25 protein-coding genes and 1 pseudogene are annotated in these 25348 nt (G+C 49.6%); 2 read left to right on the forward strand and 24 right to left on the reverse strand.

Annotated features, from left to right (window positions below):
• Positions 1 to 519: 519 nt before the first annotated feature.
• The 23 genes from AEA42_RS07460 to recG form a co-directional block, all read right to left on the reverse strand.
• Positions 520 to 819 (reverse strand): type II toxin-antitoxin system RelE/ParE family toxin, encoded by a 300-nt coding sequence (locus AEA42_RS07460; protein ID WP_055647368.1) that lies wholly within the window; start codon positions 817 to 819, stop codon positions 520 to 522.
• Positions 820 to 827: 8 nt separating this feature from the next.
• Positions 828 to 1070 carry a type II toxin-antitoxin system Phd/YefM family antitoxin gene (locus AEA42_RS07465; RefSeq protein WP_011621139.1) on the reverse strand — a complete coding sequence of 81 codons (243 nt, stop codon included), beginning with the start codon at positions 1068 to 1070 and terminating at the stop codon, positions 828 to 830.
• Positions 1071 to 1264: 194 nt separating this feature from the next.
• Positions 1265 to 2008, reverse strand: a complete 744-nt coding sequence (locus AEA42_RS07470; protein WP_055647369.1) for a hypothetical protein — start codon at positions 2006 to 2008, stop codon at positions 1265 to 1267.
• A 10-nt stretch (positions 2009 to 2018) separates the two neighbouring features.
• Positions 2019 to 3281, reverse strand: a complete 1263-nt coding sequence (locus tag AEA42_RS07475; protein WP_055647370.1) for a beta-ketoacyl-ACP synthase — start codon at positions 3279 to 3281, stop codon at positions 2019 to 2021.
• Positions 3282 to 4007 (reverse strand): 3-ketoacyl-ACP reductase FabG2, encoded by a 726-nt coding sequence (locus AEA42_RS07480; protein ID WP_055647371.1) that lies wholly within the window; start codon positions 4005 to 4007, stop codon positions 3282 to 3284.
• Between the two features lie 100 nt (positions 4008 to 4107).
• On the reverse strand, positions 4108 to 4650 hold the full coding sequence (locus AEA42_RS07485; RefSeq protein WP_055647372.1) for a hotdog family protein: 543 nt from the start codon (positions 4648 to 4650) through the stop codon (positions 4108 to 4110).
• 5 nt (positions 4651 to 4655) lie between these two features.
• On the reverse strand, positions 4656 to 5873 hold the full coding sequence (locus AEA42_RS07490) for a beta-ketoacyl-[acyl-carrier-protein] synthase family protein (RefSeq protein WP_055647373.1): 1218 nt from the start codon (positions 5871 to 5873) through the stop codon (positions 4656 to 4658).
• A 96-nt stretch (positions 5874 to 5969) separates the two neighbouring features.
• Positions 5970 to 6740, reverse strand: a complete 771-nt coding sequence (locus AEA42_RS07495; protein WP_055647374.1) for a DUF3261 domain-containing protein — start codon at positions 6738 to 6740, stop codon at positions 5970 to 5972.
• 4 nt (positions 6741 to 6744) lie between these two features.
• A complete protein-coding gene (locus AEA42_RS07500; RefSeq protein ID WP_055647375.1) occupies positions 6745 to 8055 on the reverse strand; it encodes an NAD(P)/FAD-dependent oxidoreductase in 1311 nt (436 codons plus the stop codon).
• On the reverse strand, positions 8056 to 10578 hold the full coding sequence (locus tag AEA42_RS07505) for an MMPL family transporter (protein WP_055647376.1): 2523 nt from the start codon (positions 10576 to 10578) through the stop codon (positions 8056 to 8058). It abuts the gene before it with no gap.
• On the reverse strand, positions 10578 to 11399 hold the full coding sequence (locus AEA42_RS07510) for an outer membrane lipoprotein carrier protein LolA (RefSeq protein WP_055647377.1): 822 nt from the start codon (positions 11397 to 11399) through the stop codon (positions 10578 to 10580). The genes AEA42_RS07505 and AEA42_RS07510 overlap by 1 nt, the downstream gene beginning before the upstream one ends.
• The gene (locus AEA42_RS07515; protein WP_055647378.1) at positions 11396 to 11830 is read right to left on the reverse strand and encodes an acyl-CoA thioesterase; all 435 of its coding nucleotides are present in this window, start codon (positions 11828 to 11830) and stop codon (positions 11396 to 11398) included. The genes AEA42_RS07510 and AEA42_RS07515 overlap by 4 nt, the downstream gene beginning before the upstream one ends.
• The gene (locus AEA42_RS07520) at positions 11827 to 13392 is read right to left on the reverse strand and encodes an aromatic amino acid ammonia-lyase (RefSeq protein WP_055647379.1); all 1566 of its coding nucleotides are present in this window, start codon (positions 13390 to 13392) and stop codon (positions 11827 to 11829) included. The genes AEA42_RS07515 and AEA42_RS07520 overlap by 4 nt, the downstream gene beginning before the upstream one ends.
• Complete coding sequence (locus AEA42_RS07525; RefSeq protein ID WP_055647387.1) at positions 13389 to 15197, reverse strand: glycosyltransferase family 2 protein; 1809 nt, start codon at positions 15195 to 15197, stop codon at positions 13389 to 13391. The genes AEA42_RS07520 and AEA42_RS07525 overlap by 4 nt, the downstream gene beginning before the upstream one ends.
• 20 nt (positions 15198 to 15217) lie before the next feature.
• The gene (locus AEA42_RS07530) at positions 15218 to 15592 is read right to left on the reverse strand and encodes a thioester dehydrase (RefSeq protein WP_037427680.1); all 375 of its coding nucleotides are present in this window, start codon (positions 15590 to 15592) and stop codon (positions 15218 to 15220) included.
• Positions 15585 to 16949, reverse strand: coding sequence for an AMP-binding protein (locus AEA42_RS07535; RefSeq protein WP_055647380.1), 1365 nt, complete (start codon positions 16947 to 16949; stop codon positions 15585 to 15587). The genes AEA42_RS07530 and AEA42_RS07535 overlap by 8 nt, the downstream gene beginning before the upstream one ends.
• Positions 16946 to 17494 carry a hypothetical protein gene (locus AEA42_RS07540; protein WP_055647381.1) on the reverse strand — a complete coding sequence of 183 codons (549 nt, stop codon included), beginning with the start codon at positions 17492 to 17494 and terminating at the stop codon, positions 16946 to 16948. Before AEA42_RS07540 ends, AEA42_RS07535 begins: the two co-directional genes overlap by 4 nt.
• The gene (locus AEA42_RS07545) at positions 17494 to 17742 is read right to left on the reverse strand and encodes an acyl carrier protein (RefSeq protein WP_055647382.1); all 249 of its coding nucleotides are present in this window, start codon (positions 17740 to 17742) and stop codon (positions 17494 to 17496) included. The genes AEA42_RS07540 and AEA42_RS07545 overlap by 1 nt, the downstream gene beginning before the upstream one ends.
• 9 nt (positions 17743 to 17751) lie before the next feature.
• A complete protein-coding gene (locus AEA42_RS07550; protein ID WP_011074022.1) occupies positions 17752 to 18006 on the reverse strand; it encodes a phosphopantetheine-binding protein in 255 nt (84 codons plus the stop codon).
• On the reverse strand, positions 17984 to 18841 hold the full coding sequence (locus AEA42_RS07555; protein ID WP_037427684.1) for a lysophospholipid acyltransferase family protein: 858 nt from the start codon (positions 18839 to 18841) through the stop codon (positions 17984 to 17986). The genes AEA42_RS07550 and AEA42_RS07555 overlap by 23 nt, the downstream gene beginning before the upstream one ends.
• Positions 18834 to 19574 carry a beta-ketoacyl synthase chain length factor gene (locus AEA42_RS07560; protein ID WP_055647383.1) on the reverse strand — a complete coding sequence of 247 codons (741 nt, stop codon included), beginning with the start codon at positions 19572 to 19574 and terminating at the stop codon, positions 18834 to 18836. The genes AEA42_RS07555 and AEA42_RS07560 overlap by 8 nt, the downstream gene beginning before the upstream one ends.
• Positions 19575 to 19940: 366 nt before the next feature.
• The gene (locus AEA42_RS07565; protein ID WP_037427687.1) at positions 19941 to 20834 is read right to left on the reverse strand and encodes a DUF3014 domain-containing protein; all 894 of its coding nucleotides are present in this window, start codon (positions 20832 to 20834) and stop codon (positions 19941 to 19943) included.
• 175 nt (positions 20835 to 21009) lie between these two features.
• Entirely contained in the window at positions 21010 to 23085 is a 2076-nt protein-coding gene (gene recG / locus AEA42_RS07570; protein ID WP_055647384.1) for an ATP-dependent DNA helicase RecG, read from the reverse strand.
• A 636-nt stretch (positions 23086 to 23721) separates the two neighbouring features.
• Here recG and AEA42_RS07575 point away from each other — a divergent pair.
• Together AEA42_RS07575 and AEA42_RS07580 are read left to right on the forward strand one after the other, a co-directional pair.
• Complete coding sequence (locus AEA42_RS07575) at positions 23722 to 24780, forward strand: ABC transporter substrate-binding protein (protein WP_055647385.1); 1059 nt, start codon at positions 23722 to 23724, stop codon at positions 24778 to 24780.
• 49 nt (positions 24781 to 24829) lie between these two features.
• Positions 24830 to 25228: pseudogene (locus AEA42_RS07580) on the forward strand (GGDEF domain-containing protein); the annotation flags it as partial.
• A 25-nt stretch (positions 25229 to 25253) separates the two neighbouring features.
• Here AEA42_RS07580 and AEA42_RS23100 read toward each other — a convergent pair.
• Positions 25254 to 25348 (reverse strand): IS3 family transposase (locus AEA42_RS23100; RefSeq protein WP_348625486.1); only part of this gene is annotated, 95 nt, incomplete at its 5' end.

The raw sequence follows: 25348 nt of genomic DNA on the forward strand, positions 1-25348 counted from the left end.
CACGAGTACCAGTTGGGAGAGGCGCCACCTCAAGTCACAGGACTCACAGTGGACCAGCAGATCATTCTCGACGTGTTAGGCGAACGGTATCGGCAAATTTATTCCTAAATCAGGTGCGGAAAGTCGGATGAATCGTGAGTTGAAAATCTAATTTGGGTGAGTTGAGGTGCTAGCATGTGTTGCTTCCTTACACCTTGTATTGGTATTTATGTAGAGGACTCTTTTAAGTCGAAGAAGTTACCGATGCATGGTGATTGGTGAGACGACCGTCCGCCCCATGGACGGGGCGGCCCTGCATTCAGGGATGGGCTTGAACAATATCCGTGTTTAACGGCCAGTTCGCCGTCCATGGCTCTCGTTCATAAGCTCAGAAACCCTAGGTTTCTATTCACCGTGTCGTCGAGCCAGTACCATGGCTGGCCTCACTCTGAACAATATCTATGTTTAACTGCCAGTCCACCTTCCATAGCTCTTGTTTACCAACTTAGAGCCCACGGCTTCTTTTACAGTGTCGTAAGGCTATTTCAGATGATTTTGGGGGAGCTGTGGTTGACCTAACAGGGCAACAATAAGGATAAAGTCGTCTTCTTTGGTGAAGTAGGCGGTGTGTTTACCGATAGGAAAGTAGAAACCATTGGGGTAAATATCGTTGCAGCTTCTGCCTAATCCGGGGGTGTCGGCTAACATTTGCAAGCCGGATATTAGGCTTTGTTTGTATTTGTGCCACTGCGACTCAGAAAAGTGTTGAAGGGTGTAGTCTTTAATCTTTAGTAGGTGAGCCTGAGCTAACCTACTCAGTTTATAGCGTTTATTATTCATGTGAGTAGCTACAGGGCGTTAAGAAAATCTTCACCATCAACCACATTGCCCTTTGCTAAATCTTCTTTGGCTGCGTTGAAACAGTGCTTCAGATAGTCGGCTTTCATCGCCTCAAGCTGTTCGTAATCGTGGATAGACATGACCACAACTGCATCTTTACTGTTTTTGCTGATCTTGATGGGTTCACGTTGAGCGTTTAGTAGCAACTCACCAAAATTTCGTTTGGCGTCATTTGCGGTTAAGGTTTGCATGAGTTAAGCCCCGTTTTGGAAATACAGTGGCAGTATAGTTTATTGAGCGAAATGGTCAAAATGATTAAATCGTGCGATTTGTGCTAATGATGGGTTATCTTGATTCGCTTGATGAGGACTTGCCTACAAATGAGATCAACAAGCCGAGATGATTATCGGCTTGTTGTTAACGCTTTTGCTAGCTCAAAAGCGATTTAGTAGTACTTCTTCAAATAGCTCTCGGCGTAGCTTTTCAGCTTTTTGTTTGGGTTGTTGTTGGCAATATTTTCAATCACTTCGCGGTATTGGGGATTACCGGATGCCGCAAGCGCTTTCGCCATATTGGCGTAGGTGTCGATGGCTAACTTGTCGTTACTCATCAAACGTGGATTTTTCAGCTCAACGCTCAGGCGTTCTAATAGAAAATCATCGTAGTTTTGATCGTCCATCATGCGTTTGGCTGCGAGGCGCATCAGCTCTAAATCATTGCTTTTAAAGGCGTTGGCATAGGCATTATTTTTAGTACTTTGCTCGGCCACATATTGGCTTTTATCGCCTAAAATAGCATTCCATTTTTTATACTGGTCAAGATTTTCAAGGGCTTGGGTAGCGTACTTCTTCAGCTTCTTATGGTAGTCGCCATTGATAATATTGTTGATGGTGCCGCTGTATTTATCGTTCCCTGAATAAGCTAAACCTTTGACTAACCATGCACTGTAGTCGATAGCATTTTTCTCGGTGGCTTGTGGCAGCGATGCGATAAGTTTGGCCTCTAACACATCGTAAATGGCGGGATCGGATAATCCGGCAAGCGTCAGGGCTTCGATGGCTTGTTTTTGCTTAAATTGGTTGTCGCCTTTAAAAATTTCTTGATAGGTTTCAACCGTATAATCCTGCGCCCACACCGGCGAGGCCAGTAAACTGATACCGAGTAAAATGCTTGCAACTAATGGTTTCATTGATATGTCCTTATGTCGTTTTCCAGCGTTTAAAAATCAGTGAGGTGTTGATACCGCCAAAGGCGAAGTTATTGCTCATCACATAGTCGGTGTCGAGCGCACGTGGCTCGCCACGAATGTAATCGAGTGCGGCACATTCTGGGTCGATATTGTCGAGATTGAGTGTGGGGGCAAACCAGCCCGCATTCATCATCTCAATGCTGACCCAAGCCTCTAGCGCACCGCAGGCGCCTAAGGTATGGCCGGTGTAGCTTTTAAGGGATGAAATCGGCATATCCGCACCGAATACCGCGTGGGTCGCATGGCTTTCGGCAATATCACCGCGGTCGGTGGCGGTGCCGTGGGCATTGACATAACCAATGGCGTCGGGCGTGAGCGCCGCATCCTTAAGGGCTAAACGAATGGCGATTTCCATGGTATCGCTATTGGGCTGAGTCACATGCTGGCCATCGGAGTTAGTGCCAAAGCCGACGATCTCGGCGTAAATCTTCGCGCCGCGCGCTTTGGCGTGTTCTAACTCTTCAAGTACTAGCGTACAAGCGCCTTCGCCAATCACTAAGCCATCCCGCTGGGCATCAAAAGGGCGTGGCGATAATTCTGGCGTGGTGTTTTTCGTGCTGGTCGCAAACAGCGTATCAAAGACTACGGCCTCCGTGGGGCAGAGTTCTTCGCCACCACCCGCGAGCATTAAGGTTTGCTGACCATATTTAATCGCTTCATAGGCGTAACCTATGCCTTGGCTACCTGAGGTGCAGGCGCTGCTGGTGGTGTGAATGCGCCCTTTAAGGCCAAAGAAAACCCCCACGTTTACCGCTGTGGTGTGGGCCATCATGCGGATATAACTGGTGGCGGTAACGCCTGACATATCGCCAGTTTTCAGCATATCGCCAAAGGCGGTAATGGGATCGGTACTGCCCGTGGAAGATCCATAGGCAATGCCCATCTCTCCCGAAGTGACGATAGGGTCGTCCAAGAGTCCCGCATCGATAAGTGCAAGTTCGCTGGCACGAGTCGCCATAATCGAGACTCGTCCCATGGAGCGGATTTTTTTACGCGAATAATGGCTTGGCACTTCAAAGTCGGTCACGGGGGCGGCAAGGCGAGTGTTTAGCCCGTCATATTTGTCCCATTCCGCCATCGTCACTACACAGTTTTTTTGTGCCTTAAGGCGGTTTGAGATACTCGGCCAGTCGTGACCTAAGGCGGTAATGCCACCAATGCCGGTGACAACAACTCGTCTACCCAAGCGGGGCGGGTTTGTCGGCTCAGTCATTTAGATCATGCCTCCATTCACCGAAATCACTTGGCGCGTGATATAAGCAGCATCGTCCGACATTAAAAAGGCTGCTAAGGCGGCGATTTCATTGGGTTTGCCCATGCGGCGCATCGGCACTAACTGCTCGACCATATCCTTAGGAATATCCGCCACCATATCGGTTTCGATTAAACCTGGGGCGATACAGTTTACGGTGATCTTACGTTTGGCCAGCTCTAAGGACAGCGCCTTAGTCGCGCCAATCAATCCGGCCTTAGAAGCGCTGTAATTGACCTGACCACGGTTACCCGCGATACCGGAAACGGAAGCCAAGGTGATAATTCGTCCGCCCTTGCGCGCTTGTACCATAGGCATAACGCAGGGGTGAATGACATTGTAAAAACCATCGAGATTAGTGTGGATTACGCTATCCCATTCAGCTTCACTCATTGCCGGAAAAGCATTGTCACGGTTGATGCCCGCATTGAGTATCACGCCATAATAAGCGCCATTTGCCTCGATATCGGCCTCAAGGGCGGCTTTGACGGCAACGCGGTCGGCAACATCAAACTTTAGTAGGCTGACGTTAACCCCAAGGGCGCGAAGCTCTGCGGCGCTGGTATCGGCTGCGGCCTGATTGCTGTGATAATGCAGCGCGATATCATAACCTGCCGCAGCCAGTTTAAGGGCGATTGCTTTGCCAATACCGCGGCTCGAACCTGTGACTAATACTCTGTTATTCATCTTTATTTCTCCACCCTTGATGCTCGATGAGTTGTTTGTGCATCAAAGGGCTAAATCCTTTTGTGATAAGACTTGTTGCTGCCAAGCATGACTCTTGGCATTAAGCCTGCTGGCTTGAGGCGATATACGCTTGGGTGTCCTGGGGTTGGAACACATTCACATTGGCCTCGGCCACTAACAGTGGTGTTTGCTGCGCTCCCGCTTCGGGCAATAGATAAATCTGGCAATCAAATACCGCCAGTCCCGACTCTTCCTGATAGAGGCGTTTAACCTGAGTGCGGTAGCAGCGATTGAGTTCGTATTGCGCCGTGTGTAAGGCTAATTTACGCGATCCCAATAAAAATCCCACGCGGATTTTATCGTGACGCAGTTTAGCCTCAACGCCCGCTAAAGCGGCAATGCTCTGCGCCATATATTCGATACCCACATAATTGGGGACGGCCTGACGTTGCTCGTCAAAATAAGCGCTCTGCGGAGTGATCAGCACTTCGGTTTCGAGCGCATCCTGCTGATGGCTAATAATCTTATCAATCAAGATCATTGGCGCACGATGCGGAATAAAATCGGCAATATTCTGCTCGGCTAAGTGTTGCAGCCAAATCGGCTCGGCGGCTGACATTGCGGTATTGATAGAACTGGACATCAATCTTAAGCCCCTTTACGGCAAAAAATCAGGCTGGCATTGCTGCCGCCAAAGGCGAAGGAGTTGCTCATCACATAGTTAAGCTTGCCATGCTCGGCGCATTGCATGGCCGCGACTAGCGCAATGCTAGGGTCCTGCGGATCTTGCTGCCCATCAAACCTATGGGGCGGCAGGGCAAAGCTGTGATTATGCGGTGACAGCAACAGGTAACAAAATGCGGCTTCAATCGCGCCCGCAGCGCCTAAGGTATGGCCGACCAGCGGTTTGGTTGAGCTTGCAGGGGGCGGCGTGTCGCCAAATACCGAGAGTACGGCGCGGCTTTCCATTGCATCATTTTTAGGCGTTGCTGTGCCATGTAAGTTTATATAATCAATATCTTGCGCAGATATTTGTGCATCATCAAGCGCGGCCTGCATGGCGGCAATCGCCCCTGCGCCTTCAGGATGCGGTGCTGACATATGGTGCGCATCGCTCGACTCGCCGATACCTGCGAGCAATACGCAGGCTTCATTTGCTGTGTTGTCTGTCGCTAAGGTCAGGGTAAATAGCGCGGCGCCTTCACCGATATTGATGCCATCACGATTGGCGCTGAAGGGATTGCAATGTCCTTTGGAAACCGACTCTAAGGCGTGAAACCCGTTAACTGTGAGTTGGCACAGGCTGTCGATACCGCCGACAATCACCATATCGCACAGCTTGGCCTCAAGTAGGCGTTTGGCGCTGGCAAACACTTTAGCGCTAGAGGAGCAGGCGGTCGAAATGGTGTAGCAGGGACCTTGGAGCGCAAATAACTGGCGTAAAAAATCGCTGGTACTGCCTAATTCCTGTTGAAAGTAATGGTAATCGGCGGGGAAGTGGCCGTGTTGATTGCGATAGGCCAAGGCAGCTTCGCCCTTCGAAATCCCCGAGGTGCTGGTGCCTAAGACCACGCCGATGCGGTCGGCGCCATATGTCTGTTTCGCCTGTTCGACCGTGTCGGTAATGTGCTGTGCGGCAGCAAGGAGTAACTGATTATTGCGACAATCGAATTGCGCCAGTGCGGCAGGTATCGTCGGTAATGGCTCAGTGACGGGCGCAACCAGTGTCGACTCCCCAAATAATAGGGTGTCATTGGTTTGCATGGCACTGGTATCGCCTGCAATCAAGCGGGCTAACACCTGCTCGGGCGTTTGCCCTAACGGGGTACACAATCCAATCTGTGTAATGGCGACTCTGTTATTCATTGCTGCTTGCTATACCTATGGCCTTTGATGCGAGCAATGCTAAAGGCTCATATCGATTGGCGGTTAACGGGTGCCTATGGCATTGTCAAAGGACGATTAAATCGGTTGTATCTCTAACTCAAACTTTGCCTGCGGCATGGTTAAATTAATATGTGCCTGCCAAAGGGTATCGTCGGTTTGGTGCTGATAACGAATTTGTATCACTTGGGTTTGGTTATCGTTGTAACTGATAAGCGTGTCTTGGCTATAAAACTGGCGGCAGGGGATGGCGTCACATAGCCCTGTCACTAAACTTCCACCTTCTAAATGACTACGAATACTCTGTTCTGGCCAATAGATAAGTTGCATCATCGCCATCAGATATTCGGCTTTAAACTCATTCCCGAGTAGCTGACTCTGCTCACTGCTGAGTGTATTCCCATCGTAAACCAAGGTAAACAACGCTTGCCCTAGCGGAGCGAGCCCAACCAGCGTCATGCGTTCCCCTTCAAGTTCAAGCTGGGTGAGCAGCTCATGGGTGTTATCACCCACTTTTATGCTCACCTTCTGACTAAAAGATTGGGAGGATACCTTTGCTTTGCTGTCGCCTTGCTGACTCTGGTTCGAAGAGTCTGTGCCAGCTGGGTTTGCGGCTGGCGGATTGCTGCTTGGTTTAGCGGGCGGTTTATCCGTTGCGGGGCCAAAATGCTGTGGCAGTGGCGCTAAGCAATAACGCATATCTTTTGTGAATCCGACGCAGGTTTGCCGATAGAGCAGCTCACTGCAGCCCATCAAGCCGAGGCTTGAGAGCATTAGGCTTACTGTCACTATCGCTTTTGTGCGACCTTTGGCGTTAGGGCGACCTTTGGCGTTAAGGCTTAAGCGCATCGAATTACACCTCGGCTAATTCGCTGATTGCTGGTTCGGCGGTGATGAGTTCAGCATCCTGCCGACATAGCTCGACCACCATGTTTAGACGTCGCTCGGATTCTTTAACAAAGGGATTTTGCACATCCCAAGCATAGCCTGCCAAAATAGAGCAAATCATTTGCTTGATTTTAGGATTGGGATCTTCATAAAAAATCACATCTTGGAAGCGGCCATCGTACCAAGCCTGCACATAGGTGCGGAAGGTGTTCACCCCTTGCATTAACGGTGCTGAGTACTCGGTAGGCCAATCTACTGTGTCACCATTAAGTTGTTTGGTCACGCATTTTGCTGCCATGGATGCCGACTGCATCGCGATAGTTACGCCCGATGAAAACACCGGGTCGAGGAACTCGCCGGCATTGCCCAGCAACGCAAACTTATCGGTGGCGAGGCGCGACACGTTGGCGGAATAGCCCTTGAGTGTCGCACAGGGCTGGGCGACTTTGGCATTGGCAAGCAGTGCGTTAAGGCCGGGCTCTTCCTTGACTATGGTCATTAACTGCTGCTCTAAATCGCCTTCGAGGCGCGCGAGCAATTGCGGCTCTGCCACGACGCCGAGCGAGCAGCGGCCATTGCTGAAGGGAATTAACCAGTACCAAATATCCTGATGCTGCGGGTGCACGCTAATTAAAATCTTATTCCGGTCGAAGTTGGGATCGCTGATGTTATCTTCCACATGGGTGAAGATGGCGCTGCGGGTCGGCAGTGAGGACGGTGTTTCGAGGTCGAGCAGTCGTGGTAATACGCGGCCAAAACCGCTGGCATCGAGCACATATTTGGCCTCGACTTGATAAAGTTCGCCCTGCTCGTTACGCACAGTTAAACGTGGTGCGGCAGTTAACTCTATCGCCTCAACGGTTTCACCGTAACGGATCTCCACCCCAAAGCTTGCCGCAGTATCGGCGAGTAATTTATCGAAGTTTCCCCGTTGTACTTGAAAGGTTGTTCCCGGCCCTGGGGTAAATTTGTCGGTAAAGTCGAAGGTGGTATATACCCCATTACGGCGGAAGGCCGCGCCATTTTTATATTGGAATCCCGCGGCATTCAGCGCCTCTAACATGCCCGCTTCTTCAATAAATTGCATACAGCAGGGCAGCAAACTCTCACCAATCGAAAAGCGCGGAAAGTGTTGTCTTTCAAGCACGATGACACGTTTGCCTTGCTTATGTAGCAGGCTGGCGGCAATCGAGCCTGAGGGGCCTGCGCCGATAATGGCGACATCGACGCAAAGGGAGTGAGACGGTGTGGCGCTAGCCGCAGTAGAGGTAGACATTTAAATAACATTCCTTGTAGGTATCGAGACCTTGTTGGTGGTTAAAACCTGACGAGTGGTCAAAATCAATGGCGAAAGTACAAAGGTAAAGCCTATGCCGAGGGATAGGGTTAATCCAAAGTAATGAATAGCTTGGGTTTGGCTAAAGGCGAGTAAGCCAAAGGCCAATAGGGTCGAGCAGGCAGACATAAACACCGCCATCATCACCGCTTTGCCATGTTGCTCTGCGGAGGCAAAAAACAAGCTGTAATCTATCCCAATCCCGAAGACTAAAATCAGCGCCAGCGCATGGAATAAGCTTAAGGGTGAGCCGACTAAGCCTAAAATGGCTAAGGTAAGTACCGCGGCGAGTGCCGGCACGGCGACAACCACAGTGGCCTTTTTGAGTCCAAAACTTAGGCTAAATAGCAAGAGTGCGATAACCAGTGCTAGCCCCAATAATTTAAGGGTGAGCAGGCGATAATGCCCCATCACGGTGGAGATATCCGCGACTTTATCGATAAGTTGTACCTGTGGATCTTTGGCAAAGCGCGCTTTGAGAGCCGCAATATCTTCAATACCACCGAGCAACACTATGGCGCCATGGCTGTCGCTTCCTCGCTGTGTATTATCTGGATTGGCCGTTGGCTCCGTTGAGTGTTCAAGCGGCGCTAATCCCATTGGTGCAAGCCAAAGTGGCGCTAGCTGTTTACCAAAGCCCAGTTCGAAAAAATCCGTCGGGGTGATATAGCTATCCTTGGCGCCAATATAGGCGGCAGAAAGGTTTGGCGCTAGGCTCTCATCAAGGCCAATGTTGCTTAGTACTGTGGTTAATTGCGACTGGTAAATCTCGCCCTGTAATTGATACGCTGCATCTTGCTTTTGCTTGCTCGGTAGGTAACGGCTGAGGCTGACATAATTGCCCAGCTCTTGCTGTTTTATGGCGGCATCGAGCTGTGGGCCTAGGGCTTCGAGCCGTTGCAGTAAGGCTTCTTCACTCGATGCGCGCACCAATAAAAACTGGTTATCGGTACCGCCACTGAGGAGTTTTCTGAGCTTATCTTCAGGCTCAGTCACGCTCGCAGGGCTTTGTTGTAAATGGCGAATATCATCATCCACCTTAAGTTGGCTGATACCCAGCAGACAAACACCTACGAACACTAAGGTGAATAGACTCAATCCCCATGGCGACACCAGTTTGTTTGAGAATCCGGTGAGTTTCGTAAGATAGGCCTGTGCAAGATTCAGCGGACGCTCTCCCGAAGGTAACTTGCTGCCCGCTAAGAGTGGGTAAGCCAGCACTAACGTCAGGTAAGCACCGAGTAAGCCAGAGGCGCAGAAAATCGCCACCTGCTGCATGCCGGGAAACGGCGCGAGGCCAATGCCGACATAGGCCAAGGCGCTGGTGATAAAGGCGAGCGACACAGTGGGGAAAATATAGGCCACGGTCGCCTGCGCGCTACGCTGATGATCGCTTAACCGCTCGCAGTAAAAATGGAAGCTGTAGTCGATGGCAATCCCAATCAGGCTAGTGCCAAAGACGAGGGTGAGTAAATGCAGTTCTCCGAACACGCTTAGGGTAAAGGTCACCGCCAGCAGCAAGCCGCTGCCTATGGTCACCATCGCCAGCAAGAGTGGCATCACGGAGCGAAACGCCAGCCAAACTAATAACACCACCCCAAGCAAAGAGGCGAGACCGAGGACAGAGATTTCACTCTTAGCGGTATTCGTTGCTTCTATAGCATGAAATAGCGCGCCTGCCTGTAAGACTTGTATGCCGGCATATTGCTCAGTGACTGTAGTAAGTGCTTGTGTTAACGCTGCTTGCTGAATAAGTTGGGCATTGGGATTAAAGGCGCTGTCTTTGCCCTTTGCCATCACAATAGCGGCCACGCCCTCACTGCTATTAACACCTTGTTTGGTATCAACACCTTGGTTGGGATGAGCAAGTAAAATCCCTTGCTTAGCGCTCAGTTTCGAGCTGGGCGCAAGGGCGAGCAAATTGGCGGGAAATAACAGCAAAGGATCTTGAGTGAGCAGTTGGCTATTGGCGTAACTAAAGGCGTTGTAGAGCTGTTGTGTGGCCGAGGCAACTAAGCTATCGAGGCCATTATGGGTTAACGCATCGGCTTGCTCTGGGGTTAATAGCTTAAATCGATGGGGAAAATAATATTTGCCTAGGGCTTCACCCATTTGCATGTCGGCACTGCGAATATCGGTAAAGGCGGTATTTTGAGTCTTAAGCTGCTCCATCAGGAGCGTTGCCGCCGCAATGGCTTGCGTTTCATCCTTGGCAATCAGGGCAAGATACACTTGATCGGCAAGTGTTGACTCCACTTGCTCGAGGGCGCGGGCTGTGAGCGCATCCTGCTGCAGATGGGGCAACATGGCGAGAATATCGCTTTGAACCTTAGCCCCATTTTGCCACAGTTGCAGCGTCCATAGGCTCGCCGCCAGCATCAGACACAGCCAAATCGCAAGGCGTAATTTGCTTGAGGTGTGCATCAGCCTGTGACCTATGCGCGTGGCAATCTTGGTCGCCATTATTTTGCCTTGCTCTCTTGAGGATCAGTCTCCCGTGGAGGAACTTTTTGAGTTAGCGCGATGGAGAACTGGGCTAATTCGGCGTCGCTCAGTTTACCTTGGCGCAGCTCGCGAAAATCGATACGGGTGATATCCTGCGGACTCACGCTGGGTGCGGCGCTGAGCAGCACTAATGCATGAAGAGTATCGCTGCCTTCGAGCACCATGTTAGCGATGGCTTTTTTCATCAACGGATCTTTCGGGGTTAATCCGAGCTGCCAATTTTCCTTAGCTAATTCGTTCGTTAAGGTTTTTTGAGCTAAGAAGTGCAGTTCAAAATGATTGCTTAATCCTGAAATATCACCGCCCAGCATGGCACTCACCAGACTGGGTAATAAATCCCCCATGGCTGCGGCACTTGCCGAAGCATCGGCGCTGCTGACTTGCACTCGTCCTTGGCTATCTCGCTGAATAAGTTGCTTATCTTTTAAAATGAGCAAGGACTCAAAGGGCGTAAGCTGCTGCCAAATCAGCCCTTGGTCTTTGTCGAACACAAACTGACCTTGGCTAATGAGGGGCTTTTTTAACACTTTAAGTTGGCGGGATTGCACAAAGTGGCCGCGTACTGTCTCGCCAAGGTTAAGCTTTTGGCTGAGAGCAACTAGCGCGGCGTTATCGGCTCCTTGGTTAAACAGGGGTTGATATTGGCTCGCTTCTGTAAGGTTAGGAGTAGCAAGGTCTTGCGCCTGCACAGAGCCAAGCAGCATGCAACTTAACAGTGCGCCTTGGCAGAAGCATTGCACCCACTTAGCTCGCGACCAGGTTTTGAGGAGGGCATTCATTCGCTATCCGCCTTTACAAGCAGCGGGGCGATTTTGCTGCGAAATATCTCTGGCGTTACAAAGCACATTTCTTGGCTCGTCATATCCACCGCTGCTTGAATGGTATAGCCCTTAGTAATGCGCTCGCCCGTTGTGGTATCACGGATTTGATAATTGATTTTTAGGCGATTTTCCCACTCAACTAACTCGGCACGCACGGTAATATGTTGCTCGAAGGTGCTGGGCTTAACGTATTTGATCTGCACATCAATAATCGGCCAAGCGTAGTTCGAGGCCTGCATTTGGCGATAGTTGTAGCCTAATTCGTCGAGCAATTTGCAACGGGCAATTTCGAAATAACGCAGGTAATTACCATGCCAAGTGATCCCCATCGAATCCACATCGTGGAAGGGGACCTGCATGTCCATTTCTATGCAGAGCAAGGCTTTCATCGGCACACTTCCCATTCGCCCGCTTGGATTTTCGCAACGGTTTGGCGCAGCACGGCTTCCAGTGGTCGGTCTTCGACTAATGGCTCAAAGTCAGCGCGCACTTGGGCGAGCGTGGTCGCAAGCGATGGCGTCAGTGAGGCTTCGTCTAACTCGTTTTGGTTGATACGCAGACCAATGCCTTGGGTCATGGCGAGCAGGGCTGCGGCGGCGACTTGTTCTGTCAGCTGTAATACGCGCATACAGTCACGGGCGGCGATCGTGCCCATGCTGACTTTATCTTGGTTATGGCATTCGGTTGAGCGTGAGAAAACGCTCGCGGGCATAGTGTGTTTCAGTGCTTCCGCCGTCCAAGCGGAAACGCCGATTTGCACCGCCTTAAAGCCATGGTTGATGGCGCGACGTGCACCAGTCGAACCCGAAAGGTTAGCGGGTAAACCGTTGTTAAATTTAGGGTCCATCACTAATGCCATTTGGCGATCGATCAGATCGGCGATATTGGCCACAGTATTTTTTAAGGAGTCCATCGCAAAGGCGATATGCCCGCCGTAAAAATGGCCGCCATGGAGAATATGCTCGCCTTCAGCATCGACAATCGGGTTGTCGTTGGCGCTGTTAACTTCGGTCTCGATAAATTGGCGCATAAAGGGCAGCGCGTCTTGCAGCACGCCAATAATGTGCGGCGCGCAGCGGATGGAATATCTGTCCTGCAATCTGTCGGAATTGCGCGGGTGAACATGGTGGTTCAAATCTTCCCGTATCCAAGTGGCGATTTGGTTTTGCCCTGGATGGGGTTTGGCGGCAAACAAAATATCGTCGAAATGGTTGGAGTTGCCTTTAAGGGTTAACGACGCCATGGCGGTAATGCGGCTGGCTAAACGCGCTAAATATTGTGCGCGATCAAAGGCTAAACAGGCTAACGCCGTCATCACTGCCGTGCCATTCATTAGGGCTAAGCCTTCTTTGGGGCGCAGCACATGGGGCGTGATGCTCAGCTCGCGGTAAACCTCTTGGGTGGCTCGGCGCTCGCCTTGGTAAATCACCTCACGCTCACCAACCAGCACGGCGGCAAGGTAAGACAATGGCGTTAAATCGCCACTGGCACCGACTGAACCTTCCTCTGGGATCACTGGCACGATATTGAGATTAAGCAAGGTTTCGATGCGCTTTAATAACTCATAGGTGACACCCGATTTGCCAATCGCGAGAGAGTTTAAACGGCAAGCCATCACGGCGCGCGCTTGCATTACGCTTAAGACTTCACCAAGGCCACAACCATGAAAACGGGATAAGTGCAGCGGCAGTTCGTGCACTAAGTCAAGACTCACATTCACTGTGCAAGAGTCGCCATAGCCAGTGGTGACGCCATAGACCACGCCTTCTTCGTGCAGCAGGCTATCGATAAAGCGGGCGCCCTTTTGGATATATTCTTGATAATCGGCATCATCACAGAGTTTGACCTTGGCACCCTTAGCCACGGCAACGACTTGCTCTAATGTGAGTAACTGACGGCCAAATTCGATTGGCGACTCAACGGTTGTCGTGTGAGTAACTGCGTGGATCATAAATGCTCTGTCCTGTCTGTAGTGCGCTCCTGCTCCGGGAGTGCTGTTGTCGTTTTGTGGGCGGATGTCGCGCGGTTAACCTTGCTATCGTCCCGCCAAAAATCAAAAAAGTTAAACCACTGCAAGGGCTCACGCCTTGCGTAGTGTTCGAGGCGTTCGCTGTAGCGAGAAACGGCCTGTTGGAGTCGTTCCATTCTGCCCGCTCGTGGGCCTTTAAGTGTCTCGGCGAAGCGTTCTAAATGCACTCGATAACGCCCTTGCTCGCGCAGGCAAAACATCAGATAAACCGGGCAATCTAAGAGTCCGGCCAGAATAAATGGCCCCTGCGGGAAGGCGGCTTCTTGGCCCATAAATGGCGCGTACACGACTCGCCCTTGGGCTTGGGATGAGGTTCTATCTCCTGCAATCACCACTAACTCGCCGTCTTCAATTTTTTGTTGTAATAGCATCGATGTGGCGGGATTTAGCTCGGTCACTTGGATCAAATTCAGCGTGCTATCAGGGTTTAATTGCTTGAGTACGTTATTAAAGTTTTCGGCATGGCTGGTTAACACCATGACATTGACTTTGACCTTGCGCTGGTGGATTGAAATCGCGCGGCACAGCTCGAGATTGCCTAAGTGGGACACCAGCAGCACGGCACCTTGGCCGCTTTCTAGCTGATCGGCCAGCACTTGGCGGTCGGGAAAATCCACTTGGCTTAATTGAATGCGATCGCACCAAGCATCGATTCTATCGAGCGCCGCATTACCAAAGGCGATAAAGTGGCTTAAGCTGTCGCGCCAGCCAACGGGCTGATTTAACTGAAGATGCCGTGGCTCGAGGCGCTGCACGCGGCGCAGAAAATCCAATGAGGCTTCGCGGCTGACTTTGCCAGTCAGGAAGAAGTAGCAAATTACGGGATACATAATGGCGCGGCATAGCCAATGGCCACCAAAACGGTAGCTTTCGACTAATAGTTTGATGCCCCAATAACTGCCGCGCTCCTTCATGGCAGACCAATGGGTCGCAGTATGAGCAGACGACGTCGATTTCGCCGCTTGTTTACGGCGCAGCAACTGCGGCAGACGTTTTAACATGCCGAAAAATAGCCGCGTGTGCAGTTTAGAGATGCGCACATTGTCGGCCACACCTTGAAAGTGGCTGACGCCATTTTCGGGATAAATGACCTTGGTGGGGTGAAACAGAATTTCTACCCCTTGCCAGTAGAGTTTTACTAGGATTTCGATATCGAAATCCATCCGCTCTGTGAGTGCTTGTTGGCTGAAGAGACGCTCGGTGGCAGCTAGGGGATACACCCTAAATCCGCACATAGAATCTTGAATATCAAAGCTTAAGGTTTCGACCCATACCCAAAAGTGGGTGAGATAACGGCCGTAGAGTCGCCCCTTGGGCACGGACTCATCGTACTCGGGCTTACCCGAGATCAGCGCATCCGGCTTGGCCTGCGCTTTGGCGAGCATCGCGGGGATATCGCTTAAATTATGCTGGCCGTCGGCATCGACCTGTAGCGCATGGGTAAAGCCATCGCGATAGGCGCGGCGAAGCCCAGTCATTACTGCCGCACCTTTACCTCGGTTGTAGGGGTGTTGCAGCAAGGTCACCCAATCGTGTTGCTCCGCCAAGGATTGCAGCAGATAGCGGGTCTCATCATTACTGCCATCGTCAATCAAATAGCAGGGTAGATTAAGAGTGGCGAGCTCGGCCAAGGTCTGGGCGATCGCGGCGCTGTGATTGTAATTGGGGATCACCAGTGCCAGCTTGATCGGGACTGGGCCCATTAAATCACTTGGCGGGGCTAACATTATGTCGTTCATACCGTCGCTCACTGCGCCGCTCCATCACCTTGCTTGCTGGCAAAGCTGATACGGCCTGAGGCATAGCGGTGGTCGCCATCGCTGTAGGCAAAGGTGAGTTTTTCCTTGGCGGCATTGTGACTGATGATTAAGGTCACTTCCTGCCCTGGCAGAATAAGCTGTTGAAACTTTAGTACTTCTAAATTAGCGACCGCAGCGTTGTAACCAAAATGCTCGCAACCTAAGCGCACGGCCCAATCGAGTTGGGTCACGCCGGGGAGTACGGCTTGCTCGGGGAAATGGCCGTTAAAATATTCGAGATCGGCGGCGACCAGCAGGCGTAATTCAATGCTATCAGGGCCGAACTCTGATGTGAGTATCGGCGGTAAACTCGACTTAATCATGGTCAAATAACTCAACTAGCTGGGCGGCGACACGCTTACCCTGAGTGTTTAACGGTAGGGTGTCGGGGTAACGCCAACGGCGCGGTAAGGTTACTCGTTCAAACTGGGTCAGTAGATGCGCTTTTAACGCATTGTTGATACTGAGTTTTCCCTGCTCTTGATGCACGCTACGGCCCAATGGTGATAGCGTAATGACGGCTCCTAACTGGGATTTAAACTGGGGCAATACGACCAAGGCGGCCTGCTCGACATAGGCGTGGCTACAGAGCAAGGTCTCCATTTGCGCCAGTGACAGGCGTTTTTCTTCAATCTTAACGATGCGATCGAGTCTTCCCTTGAGCCTGAATTGGCCATTGGCCGTTGGCTCAATTTTATCTTCACAACGTAACCACTCATCGTCGGCCAAGTAGGGTGACTTCAGCAGCAGGGCACCATCGTCAGCGTCTTGGTCTATGGTAATTTGTTCAAACACTTGCCATGGTTCGTCGGCCTCTTGTTGGCGACGATAGGCGATACCGCCGGTTTCGGTGCTGCCGAATATCTCTATGGGTAAATGGCCATAGCACTGGGCAACCCCTTGGGCGGCGGTGAAACTTAAGGGGCCACCGGAGCTGAAGACTAAGCTGGGTGAGCGCAGTTGGCGTTCGTGCTCTAGCGCCTTAGGCAAACGGGATAATTGCGCTGGGCTACTGATGAGGCACAAATTCGGCAACAGTGCGGTGTAGTAGCTTAAGGTCTCTGGGTATTCAATTTGCTCGCTTAAAAAGGGGCGACTGGCGGCTAAGGGCCAGAGGATTTTAAACAGCAAGCCATAGATATGCTGATGGGAAACGGTTGAGACCACACTGCAATGGGGTAAATGTTCGGCGAAGGTATGCTCGAGCACAGTCACTTCGGCATCGAGCTGCCTTAAGCTCTTGCGAATGGCCTTAGGCTCGCCACTGCTGCCCGAAGTAAACAGCACCAGTTCACCAAAGCTGTCGCTCTTGGGCCAAGATTTTGTGGGCAGACTCAGCTCTTTATTCAATAGGATAAAGGCGTGACTCTCGCACAATGGCTTGTCGGACAATATGCCTTCAAATTGGTGTGTTAATTCGCTCAAGGTGCCGGTTTGGGTGTTGGGCGGCAAAATAATTTCTTTACCCGCCAAGAGTGCGGCACACAGGCCAACGGCAAACAGATCGCTGGTATCACTCGCCAGTAGCCATTTTTGCTCAGGCGCTTGGCGCAGCTGCTCGTAAAAATGGGCCACCTGATTGGTAAACAGGGCACCTGTGACTATGTCATGGTGATTAAAGCTGATCAGTTGTTGGGCGAATGGCCCTTGGGTTAACCAGTTTTTGAGTAGTTGTGTCATGTCTTCTTCAACCAAAAGCTGCGATATAACCATTCCCCACCGAGGAGCAGTCCCATGAGTACGTATGCAATCAAACCGTTGTACAAGGTCCAAGTTGCTAGGCTGGTAAATGCGGCGGTATAGGCCGCCATTGAGCCATTAAGGATAAATAAGCCGCACCAAAGTAGGGTGACTTTTTTAAGGTAGCCTATGGCTTCATCCGGCAAGTCGGGTTCTTTTAACCGCGCGAGCCGCTCTATCATGCTTGGGCCTTGGTATAGCGAGTAGCTAAACAGGGCTAACATGGTGAGATTCATCACCACCGGGTAATACAACAGCCAGTCACTACGTTTTGCCGCAAAACTGCCAGCAGTGAGGGCAATCCCCACAAGCAAAGGCAAGACTAAGGTTTTAACCTTTTGCTTTTGCAGCATTAAACGCACTACTAACAACAGGCAAAGCACTAGGGCGATTGTGCCTGCGGGTAGATAGTTTAGCCCCAAATACACGGCAACTGGGTAGGCGATCAGCGCGAGTGCGGTGAGCACCTGTAGCAGGACGCGCATTAGTCTTTTACTAGGCCTTCAATGGTGTTGACCACATCATTGACGGTACGAACGGATTTAAATTCATCGGGTTGAATTTTTTTGCCTGTCAGTTGTTGCAGCTTAATCACCAGATCGACGGCATCAATACTGTCCAGATCTAACTCTTCGTAAAGATTGGCGTCGGGGGTAATCGCATCGGCATCGATTTCAAACTCATCCACTAAAATCGTGGTCAGCATAGCGAGGATTTGTTCACGGTTTTGCATCTTCCTCTCCTATGGGCGCTGTGATTCGATAAATTTAGCAAGGCTGGCCACACTGTAAAAATGTGCTTTAGTGCTATCCGAGTTGGCTTCGATTTTGACATCAAACTTTTTCTTGATGGCTAACCCTAACTCGAGGGCGTCGATAGAATCGAGTCCGAGTCCGTCACCAAATAGCGGCGCATCGGTTTCAATATCATCAATACTGACATCTTCTAGGTCGAGGCAGTCGATAATTAACTGTTTAATTTCGTTGTGTAAAGTCATAATTATTTTCGAGTTGTTGTTGATAATATTGTTCAAGGTCCCGAGTTAATTGTCGGGCCATTTTCGCATGCTCACCCAAAGGGGCTTGATAGGCTTGGTGAGGAATTGGATTGCCGATTTCGACGGCCATTCCCATGGTTTGCCTTGGGATCTCATACCAAGGCTGTTCCTTTGTCAAACCTCGTACATTGGTGCGCAAAACCACAGGTAAAATATCGGCTTGGGTACGAATGGCAATATTGGCGGCGCCCCGGGCAAACTCATTGATTATTGAGCCAAATACTGTGCGCGTACCTTCAGGGAAGATAATTAAATTAGTGCCTCTGGCGAGCACTTCGCGGCAATCTTCGAGCATCAACTCTGCGCCGCGATTCGGGATATAACCTGCGCAGGAAACCACACCACGTAAAAACGGATTACGCCAAAGGCCTTGTTTAACGATACAACCCGCATTGGGCATGAGACTGATCAACACCACCACATCGACGAGACTCGGGTGATTGGCGATGACGATCACCCCTTTGGCGCTATGTAACTGCTCGGCATTGTGGGTGCTAACGTTGATCACCCCAGCCCACGTCAACATAGCGACAAAGCCTTTAAACATAGTGTGCACCGCTTTTTGCACGCGGATAATCCTCGCCTCAGGTGTGCCGGGCCAAAAACGCAGTAAAGGCAATATAGTGAGCGAACTTAACAGTCCACCTAAACCAAAGGCAATATAGCAACTGACGCCACCGAGCCAACGGGGAATATAGTTGATTCCCGTGCGGCGTTTTTCGGGCAGCGTATAAGCGACATTGAACTGTGCACCCTGTGGAGCGGGATTAGCCATGTTCTACGCTCCAGTGCCAATGGGATAAACAGCCAGCAATGTTTTGTGAGGTCGCTAGAGCATGGATCAATATGCCGTAGGACAGCGCAGGAGTAACTTGTTGCTGTGCTTGAGTCAGTTGGCTTAGCGTGAGCTTTACGGACGAGCGATGACAAGCGGGCGCGAGGGTAAAACCTAAGGCTAAGGGGAGTTCATACTCTTGGGTAAACTCATCGTATACCGGTGGCACAGGATCATCGCCAAAGATCAGTAATAACGGCTCTGCTGATTGATGTAGCTGGGCGAAAGCTTCCACCATGGCTTGGGAAAGGGTTTCAGTGCCTGCGGCAATTGAGGTAGAAGGGGCGGTGTTATTGTGTAAAATGCCAAAAATACCACTGCCAGTGTTATGCACGGATTGACTAAAACCTAAGGGAGAAAGCGGTTGCTTAGCGATAATATCTTCGAGCAAGCCAATAGTGCGATGCAGTTCGCCGTGGCGGGAAGCAAATATCGAACGGCAGTTTGGTGGCGTATCACATTGAAAACTGACATCTAGCATCATTTTTGTTAAACGGCTAAAGCGTCTACGCTGCATGGCTGGCACTTGGGGAAGTGCCGGAGATATGCTGTCAGTGGGTGAAGCCTCTTTGGTCGTTTCAGCCGAGTGCTTGCACCAAGTTTGCCAGTCATCATGCTGCTGATAGTTTGGAGCCCACGCCCCCCAAGAGAGGATGCTGAATCTGAGTTGCACTACTTTGCCTCGACACTATTTAAAGCTGTCTTAGTTATCCCTAACTAAGCGAAAACATTAATGAATTGACTGGCTTATCGCTATTTTCTCGTTGGATGAACGAACACAATTCCCCCATTTATTGAACGGCACATTCTACACTAAGTCCTTAGTTTTAATGAAGTCATTTGCATATGCAAGGTTAATAAAATGCAATGAGATTTTGCTTTGTCACTGTTGGCTAACATAGTTTTCAGAACGGGATAAAGACAGGGAGTGTAGACTAAGTGGCTTAACCTCAGTTGAACAGGCTCTGATATCAATAGTAAACAGACGCTCGAGGCGCCTGTTTATTATTAATAATGCCACTATTGATTGAATATCAATCTATTGTGCGAGTTGGCTTTCCATTTTACGCAGTGCAGTTTTCACTTTACGAGTGTTCTCTGGTCCCATACGAACAAGCAGTTTTTGGGCACTGGGTAAGGCTTCCAAATTGGGATCAACGAAGCGATAGTTGACGCTAATTGAACTCAGCTCAATGGGCTCTTCAATAATTGGCGCTGCGAGCATTACCTTAATTGCTTGTAGCATTCTGTCATTGAATTTGGCGTTGCTATAACCCAGTTCAGCGAAGGCTTCATCAAATAGCGGCGTGAGTTGCTTGTAGGTGTGCATTAAGCTTTGCTCATCCATATTGGCAATGACGGTCGCGTAGGCATCATATCTGTGGTAACTCTCTGGATTTAAATACACTTTGTTAGTGATTTCCGCCACGGTAAAGAGTTTTTCAGGGCCCTTAATTGGGCTGACTTTGCGGGTCAATTCGCCCTGCGCCAAGTTATCCACGAAGACTACAAACTGACGGATCAAATCTTGTGTGACTAAGGATGAACCTACGACATTATTACTGATAAGTGCCAGTGCTTTTTGATGCACAAAAGCATCACTCTCAGGCAAGTTTGGCACCGTTTCTACGGGCGCTTGAGGCTCAACGGTGGTGGTTGAGTCTGTTTCCGTCGTGGTCGTTTGTGGTGTTACGTTTTCAACTGGAGTGGTTTCAGGCTCAGGGTTTGTTTCCAGAGTAAGCGGTTCTGACGATGGCGGCTCTGGTAGTACTATCGGTGCATTAGGAATGAGTTTGGGTGAGTCATCTTTACTATAGTAGTAATAACCTGCCGCAGAGAGCAGGATGACGAGCACAATCGCAATCAACGCAAAGCGATTACTGCTAGACGAGGTCTCTTGAGGTGTAATTCTATCATCTTGATTAACTTGCATTTTACATCCTTCGCTTCAGTGTCAAGGTAATGTGGTGAATATCATGCAGCTAACATTAAAGTGCAAGTGCCGCCTTTTAGGTTGCAAGTTCATTTTGCAAGTTTACACGCGCTTGTCCATAGCGGTTAGCTGAACAGGTTGAATTTATTTTACCTTGAAGGGGTTAGCTTAAGGTTTACGCTTGAACATATTGTTGCCTATGCCCAAGCCAACGATGAATAATGGCATCAACCGCATCGGGTGCTTGCGACATCACATGATTCGCAAGCTTTTGGATATGTGGTATAAGCGCTTGATCTCTAACTAAATCAGCTATCTTAAGTTCGGCTAGCCCTGTCTGTTTAGTGCCTAACACTTCACCGGGACCACGTATCTCTAGGTCTTTCTGTGCGATAACAAAACCATCATTACTCTGCCGCAGGACATTCAACCGCTGACTTGCGGTTTGACTCAGTGGCGCCTTGTAGAGTAACACACAATGACTGGCTACGGCACCGCGCCCTACTCGTCCTCGCAGTTGATGCAACTGTGCAAGTCCCAATCGTTCGGGGTTTTCGATTATCATCAGGCTAGAGTTAGGGACATCGACGCCGACCTCAATTACCGTTGTTGCCACCAATAAGTTTATGGTTCCCGCTTTAAAGTCCGCCATAATTTGTTGCTTTTCAGCACCTTTCATCCTGCCGTGGACTAAACCTATGGTCAGCTCCGGCAGCGATAGTCGTAATTCTTCGGCAGTATCTTCGGCGGCTTGGCACTCGAGGACTTCGGATTCTTCAATCAAGGTACAGACCCAATAGGCTTGGCGCTTGTCCGTGATCACGCTGTTGCGGACGCGCTCGAGTACTTCATTACGGCGCGAATCGGGTATGGCGACTGTGGTGACGGGTGTGCGCCCTGGGGGTAACTCATCGATAATCGAGGTGTCGAGATCGGCGTAGGCTGTCATGGCTAACGTCCGTGGGATCGGGGTTGCCGTCATAATCAACTGATGGGGATGAAACCCTTGATTGATACCTTTTTCCCTGAGTCCCATCCGCTGGTGGACACCAAATCGGTGCTGCTCGTCGATGATAATTAAAGCGAGCCTATGGAAGATAACCTGTTGCTGAAAAATGGCGTGGGTGCCGATCACCATTTGTGCCGCGCCAGATTCAATATCCGCTAAAGATTGCGCCCGAGCTTTACCTTTAAGCTTACCCGCAAGCCAACCGACTTTTAATCCTAGTGGTTCAAACCACGCGGCAAAGTTAGCTGCATGCTGCTCGGCGAGTAATTCGGTGGGCGCCATCATGGCCACTTGATAGCCGTTTTCAATCGCTTGAAGGGCGGCGAGGGCGGCGACTAAGGTTTTGCCTGAGCCGACATCCCCTTGCACTAAGCGCATCATGGGGTGCGGTTGTGCTAAATCTTTACCTATCTCGGCAACGACACGTTGCTGCGCGCCTGTGGGTTTAAAGGGCAGTGAGGCGAGAAAAGGCTTTAGTAATTGCCCCGTGGCATGCATGGTCACGGCGGCGTCGAGGTTACTGCGTTGTCTTAGGCGTAGCATACTCAGGTTGTGGGCGAGTAATTCTTCCTGCACCAGTCGCTGCTGCGCGGGGTGTTGACCAAGCTCTAAATCAAATTGTGAAATCCCCGCATGGGGGCGATGCAGGGTTTGCAGCGCCTGTTTTAGGCTCATGTTGTTTGGCTGCAAATGGGCGGGTAATAACTCGGTCAAGCCGCCATCTTCTAATAATTCAAGTGCCTGTTCGGTGAGCTTAATCCAACTCGCCTGTTTTAAGCCCTCGGTGGTGGGATAAATCGGCGTAAGTGTATCGCTTAGGTGAATATCCTCACCCGGATAGACGATTTTATATTCGGGGTGCACGATTTCCGCTTGATGACTTCCGCGACGAATTTCGCCATAGGCACGGATCATTAATCCATTTTGCATCGCATTGCGCTGCGCCATTGAAAAGTTAAAAAAGCGTAGGCTCATGCTGCCAGTATCGTCACGCACATTGCAGACGAGCATGCGTTTACGGCCTTGAAGGATTTGAGTCGACTGGATTTCGGCCTCAATGGTGCCGTAATTTCCGGGCATGAGTGCGGCGATGGGATAGATTTGAGTGCGGTCTTCGTAGCGCAGGGGCAAGTGAAACAGCAGATCTTGTACTGTTGTGATGCCGAGTTTGGCGAGTTTTTCCGCGACTCTTTTGGCGACGCCCTTGAGTTCGGTGATCGGAACAAGATCCAATTGCTGCAAGTCGTTAGCACTCAATCACTGTGAATTTATACATATACTAACAGAGAATAAACGTAAGGCAATCTTGGGGGATCGACTGTGGTTAAGTGCGCTATGTAAAGAGGCTGAATGATTAGGGCGTGTTGACGTTTCAGGGTTATTTTTGCAGCAATTAGGCTGGCTTTTATGCAAGGCAAAGTCCGTGCCGTGTAGTTATTCTACATAAACGGACGATAACGCGGCAGAAAAGCCAGCCAAATGCTGCCAGAAGGGTTCGTCTGGCAAGCTCTTGCTCTTACTTTCAGTCATAAGAGCCGCTCGTCATTTGAGTAGAATAACTACACATCATTCCTCGTTTCGCGAGCACGAACTTGCCAGAACGAACAAAATCTAATCTCGAAACGTCAACACGGCCTAATATTGGAATTAAAAATGGCCTCTTATCTTATGCGTCGAGTTATCTTATTAATATTAAATGAATATTCTATAATTTCGAGCCTAAAACAGGAGCGAAAATTAATATTCTTTATTATAAAGTACACTTTTTGTTATTTTGTGGTTTAATCGAAGTGTTGGTTGCCATTGAGTTGTTTTGGTAATTATGCGGTAACAAGGTTGTGAATCGATAATAATAAAGTGACCTCTGTGATGGATCACATGCGGGGAAACACGGTCGAGGAGTACTCGCCTTTGCATCTATTATGTTTACGTTGTTTATGGATAGGCATACTGTGTTTTGCTTTGCCTGCGTGGGCTAAATTGGATGTGGTTTTTTTTAATCCAGGCGCGGTTACGGATAGCTTTTGGGGTGATGTCGATAAATTAATGCAGGTGGCTTCATCAAAGCTTGATATTAATTTGCAAATCATACATTCAGATCGCAATCACTTTAAAATGATTGCTCAATTAGAAACGTTATTAAAATCTCACCCATCACTTCCTACTCATATTATTTTAGTGAATGAGAAGCAGTCTGCGATAAAAATGTTGCAGATGCTTTATCAATATCCCATATATGTTCAATTGATTTTAAATGATATTTCTGTCGCCGAGCGAGAACACTTATTGGCAGATCCACATTGGCAAACTTATTTATTACCAGCGATTATCCCAGATAACTATGCTATTGGTGCTGATACCGCTAAAAATTTGCTAAGTCGTTTAGAAAATAAAAAGGCTAAGGTTTTATTAATCTCAGGCGATAAATCTACGCCCGCATCAGTGTTAAGAACTCAAGGCGCTAATGATTATTTCTTTATGCAACCCAATGTTATTGTTACTCAAACGGTATATGGTCAATGGCGTGAAGATATTGCTTATGATCAAACATTAACCTTGCTCAGCCGTTATCCGGATTTAACCTTAATCTGGACGGCGAACGATAAAATGGCTATCGGAGTGGTAAAAGCACTCCGCGAAAAGGGCCTTGAACCTGGACGTGATGTACTGGTCAGTTCGATTAATACTTCCCCTGAGATTTTGTCGCTCTGCCAAGAACGTAAAGTGACTGCTCTGGGAGGTGGGCATTTTTTAGCGGGTGCTTTAGGGTTAATTCAGCTCAAACAATACCAAGAGACCCAACGTTATTCCTCCTATGAGGATATAGAACTCTTTAGGGTACTTAATCCCGATTCAGCTTTTTATCAGAAGTTAGTTGCAAGGGATTGGTCTGGGATCTTTAAGAGTCAGATTTTAGAGAAGTTACCAAAACAATAATAAAGAACAGGTATTCATGAAGCACCGAAATCATTCAATTAGCCACAGAATGACGCTGACGATTATCGGCGTAAGTTCGTTTTTTGCCGTGTTGACTATGCTTGTGCAGTTAATATGGAACTATCAGGAGAGCATAGATAAGACGACTGCGGATATCCGTGAGTATTCAGAATCTATCTTGCCTAGTATTGCTAAGTCGCTCTGGGACGTGGACCACGGACTCTTATCTGATTTGCTTTCAGGCTTGGGCATGATGCCGATGGTGTCGAGTGTCAATTTAGAGAGTATCGATGGCGTAGCCATGCAGTTGGGCAAGGCGATTCACGCTAAGGATTCCCGACAAACTCTGTTTCGTTACCCAATTATGTATCAGGAACAACAGATTGGTATGCTGACTGTCGGGCTGGATACGGACAAACTCTATTACGAATTATGGCAACAATTGATCTGATCCGCTAACTCTGGACACTTAACTAAGCACTGTGTTTCAGTTCAAAATTCTCAGGGCTTAAATAGCCAAGTGAACTATGCCTTCTGGTTTTGTTGTAATCAACTTCTATGTATTCAA

Source organism: Shewanella sp. Sh95 (assembly GCF_001308045.1).
GTDB classification, from domain to species: domain Bacteria; phylum Pseudomonadota; class Gammaproteobacteria; order Enterobacterales; family Shewanellaceae; genus Shewanella; species Shewanella xiamenensis.

Excerpts from the sequence above, each read along its gene's own strand:
- AEA42_RS07530 (WP_037427680.1), bottom strand. The coding sequence starts at position 15,592 with ATGATTAAGTCGAGTTTACCGCCGATACTCACATCAGAGTTCGGCCCT.
- AEA42_RS07510 (WP_055647377.1), bottom strand. The coding sequence starts at position 11,399 with ATGAATGCCCTCCTCAAAACCTGGTCGCGAGCTAAGTGGGTGCAATGC.
- AEA42_RS07460 (WP_055647368.1), bottom strand. The coding sequence starts at position 819 with ATGAATAATAAACGCTATAAACTGAGTAGGTTAGCTCAGGCTCACCTA.
- AEA42_RS07520 (WP_055647379.1), bottom strand. The coding sequence starts at position 13,392 with ATGATCCACGCAGTTACTCACACGACAACCGTTGAGTCGCCAATCGAA.
- AEA42_RS07490 (WP_055647373.1), bottom strand. The coding sequence starts at position 5,873 with ATGAATAACAGAGTCGCCATTACACAGATTGGATTGTGTACCCCGTTA.
- AEA42_RS07545 (WP_055647382.1), bottom strand. The coding sequence starts at position 17,742 with ATGCAAAACCGTGAACAAATCCTCGCTATGCTGACCACGATTTTAGTG.
- AEA42_RS07485 (WP_055647372.1), bottom strand. The coding sequence starts at position 4,650 with ATGTCCAGTTCTATCAATACCGCAATGTCAGCCGCCGAGCCGATTTGG.
- AEA42_RS07575 (WP_055647385.1), top strand. The coding sequence starts at position 23,722 with ATGCGGGGAAACACGGTCGAGGAGTACTCGCCTTTGCATCTATTATGT.
- AEA42_RS07475 (WP_055647370.1), bottom strand. The coding sequence starts at position 3,281 with ATGACTGAGCCGACAAACCCGCCCCGCTTGGGTAGACGAGTTGTTGTC.
- AEA42_RS07555 (WP_037427684.1), bottom strand. The coding sequence starts at position 18,841 with ATGGCTAATCCCGCTCCACAGGGTGCACAGTTCAATGTCGCTTATACG.
- AEA42_RS07470 (WP_055647369.1), bottom strand. The coding sequence starts at position 2,008 with ATGAAACCATTAGTTGCAAGCATTTTACTCGGTATCAGTTTACTGGCC.
- AEA42_RS07465 (WP_011621139.1), bottom strand. The coding sequence starts at position 1,070 with ATGCAAACCTTAACCGCAAATGACGCCAAACGAAATTTTGGTGAGTTG.
- AEA42_RS07535 (WP_055647380.1), bottom strand. The coding sequence starts at position 16,949 with ATGACACAACTACTCAAAAACTGGTTAACCCAAGGGCCATTCGCCCAA.
- AEA42_RS07565 (WP_037427687.1), bottom strand. The coding sequence starts at position 20,834 with ATGCAAGTTAATCAAGATGATAGAATTACACCTCAAGAGACCTCGTCT.
- AEA42_RS07505 (WP_055647376.1), bottom strand. The coding sequence starts at position 10,578 with ATGGCGACCAAGATTGCCACGCGCATAGGTCACAGGCTGATGCACACC.
- AEA42_RS07515 (WP_055647378.1), bottom strand. The coding sequence starts at position 11,830 with ATGAAAGCCTTGCTCTGCATAGAAATGGACATGCAGGTCCCCTTCCAC.
- AEA42_RS07550 (WP_011074022.1), bottom strand. The coding sequence starts at position 18,006 with ATGACTTTACACAACGAAATTAAACAGTTAATTATCGACTGCCTCGAC.
- AEA42_RS07525 (WP_055647387.1), bottom strand. The coding sequence starts at position 15,197 with ATGTTAGCCCCGCCAAGTGATTTAATGGGCCCAGTCCCGATCAAGCTG.
- AEA42_RS07500 (WP_055647375.1), bottom strand. The coding sequence starts at position 8,055 with ATGTCTACCTCTACTGCGGCTAGCGCCACACCGTCTCACTCCCTTTGC.
- AEA42_RS07480 (WP_055647371.1), bottom strand. The coding sequence starts at position 4,007 with ATGAATAACAGAGTATTAGTCACAGGTTCGAGCCGCGGTATTGGCAAA.
- AEA42_RS07495 (WP_055647374.1), bottom strand. The coding sequence starts at position 6,740 with ATGCGCTTAAGCCTTAACGCCAAAGGTCGCCCTAACGCCAAAGGTCGC.
- AEA42_RS07540 (WP_055647381.1), bottom strand. The coding sequence starts at position 17,494 with ATGCGCGTCCTGCTACAGGTGCTCACCGCACTCGCGCTGATCGCCTAC.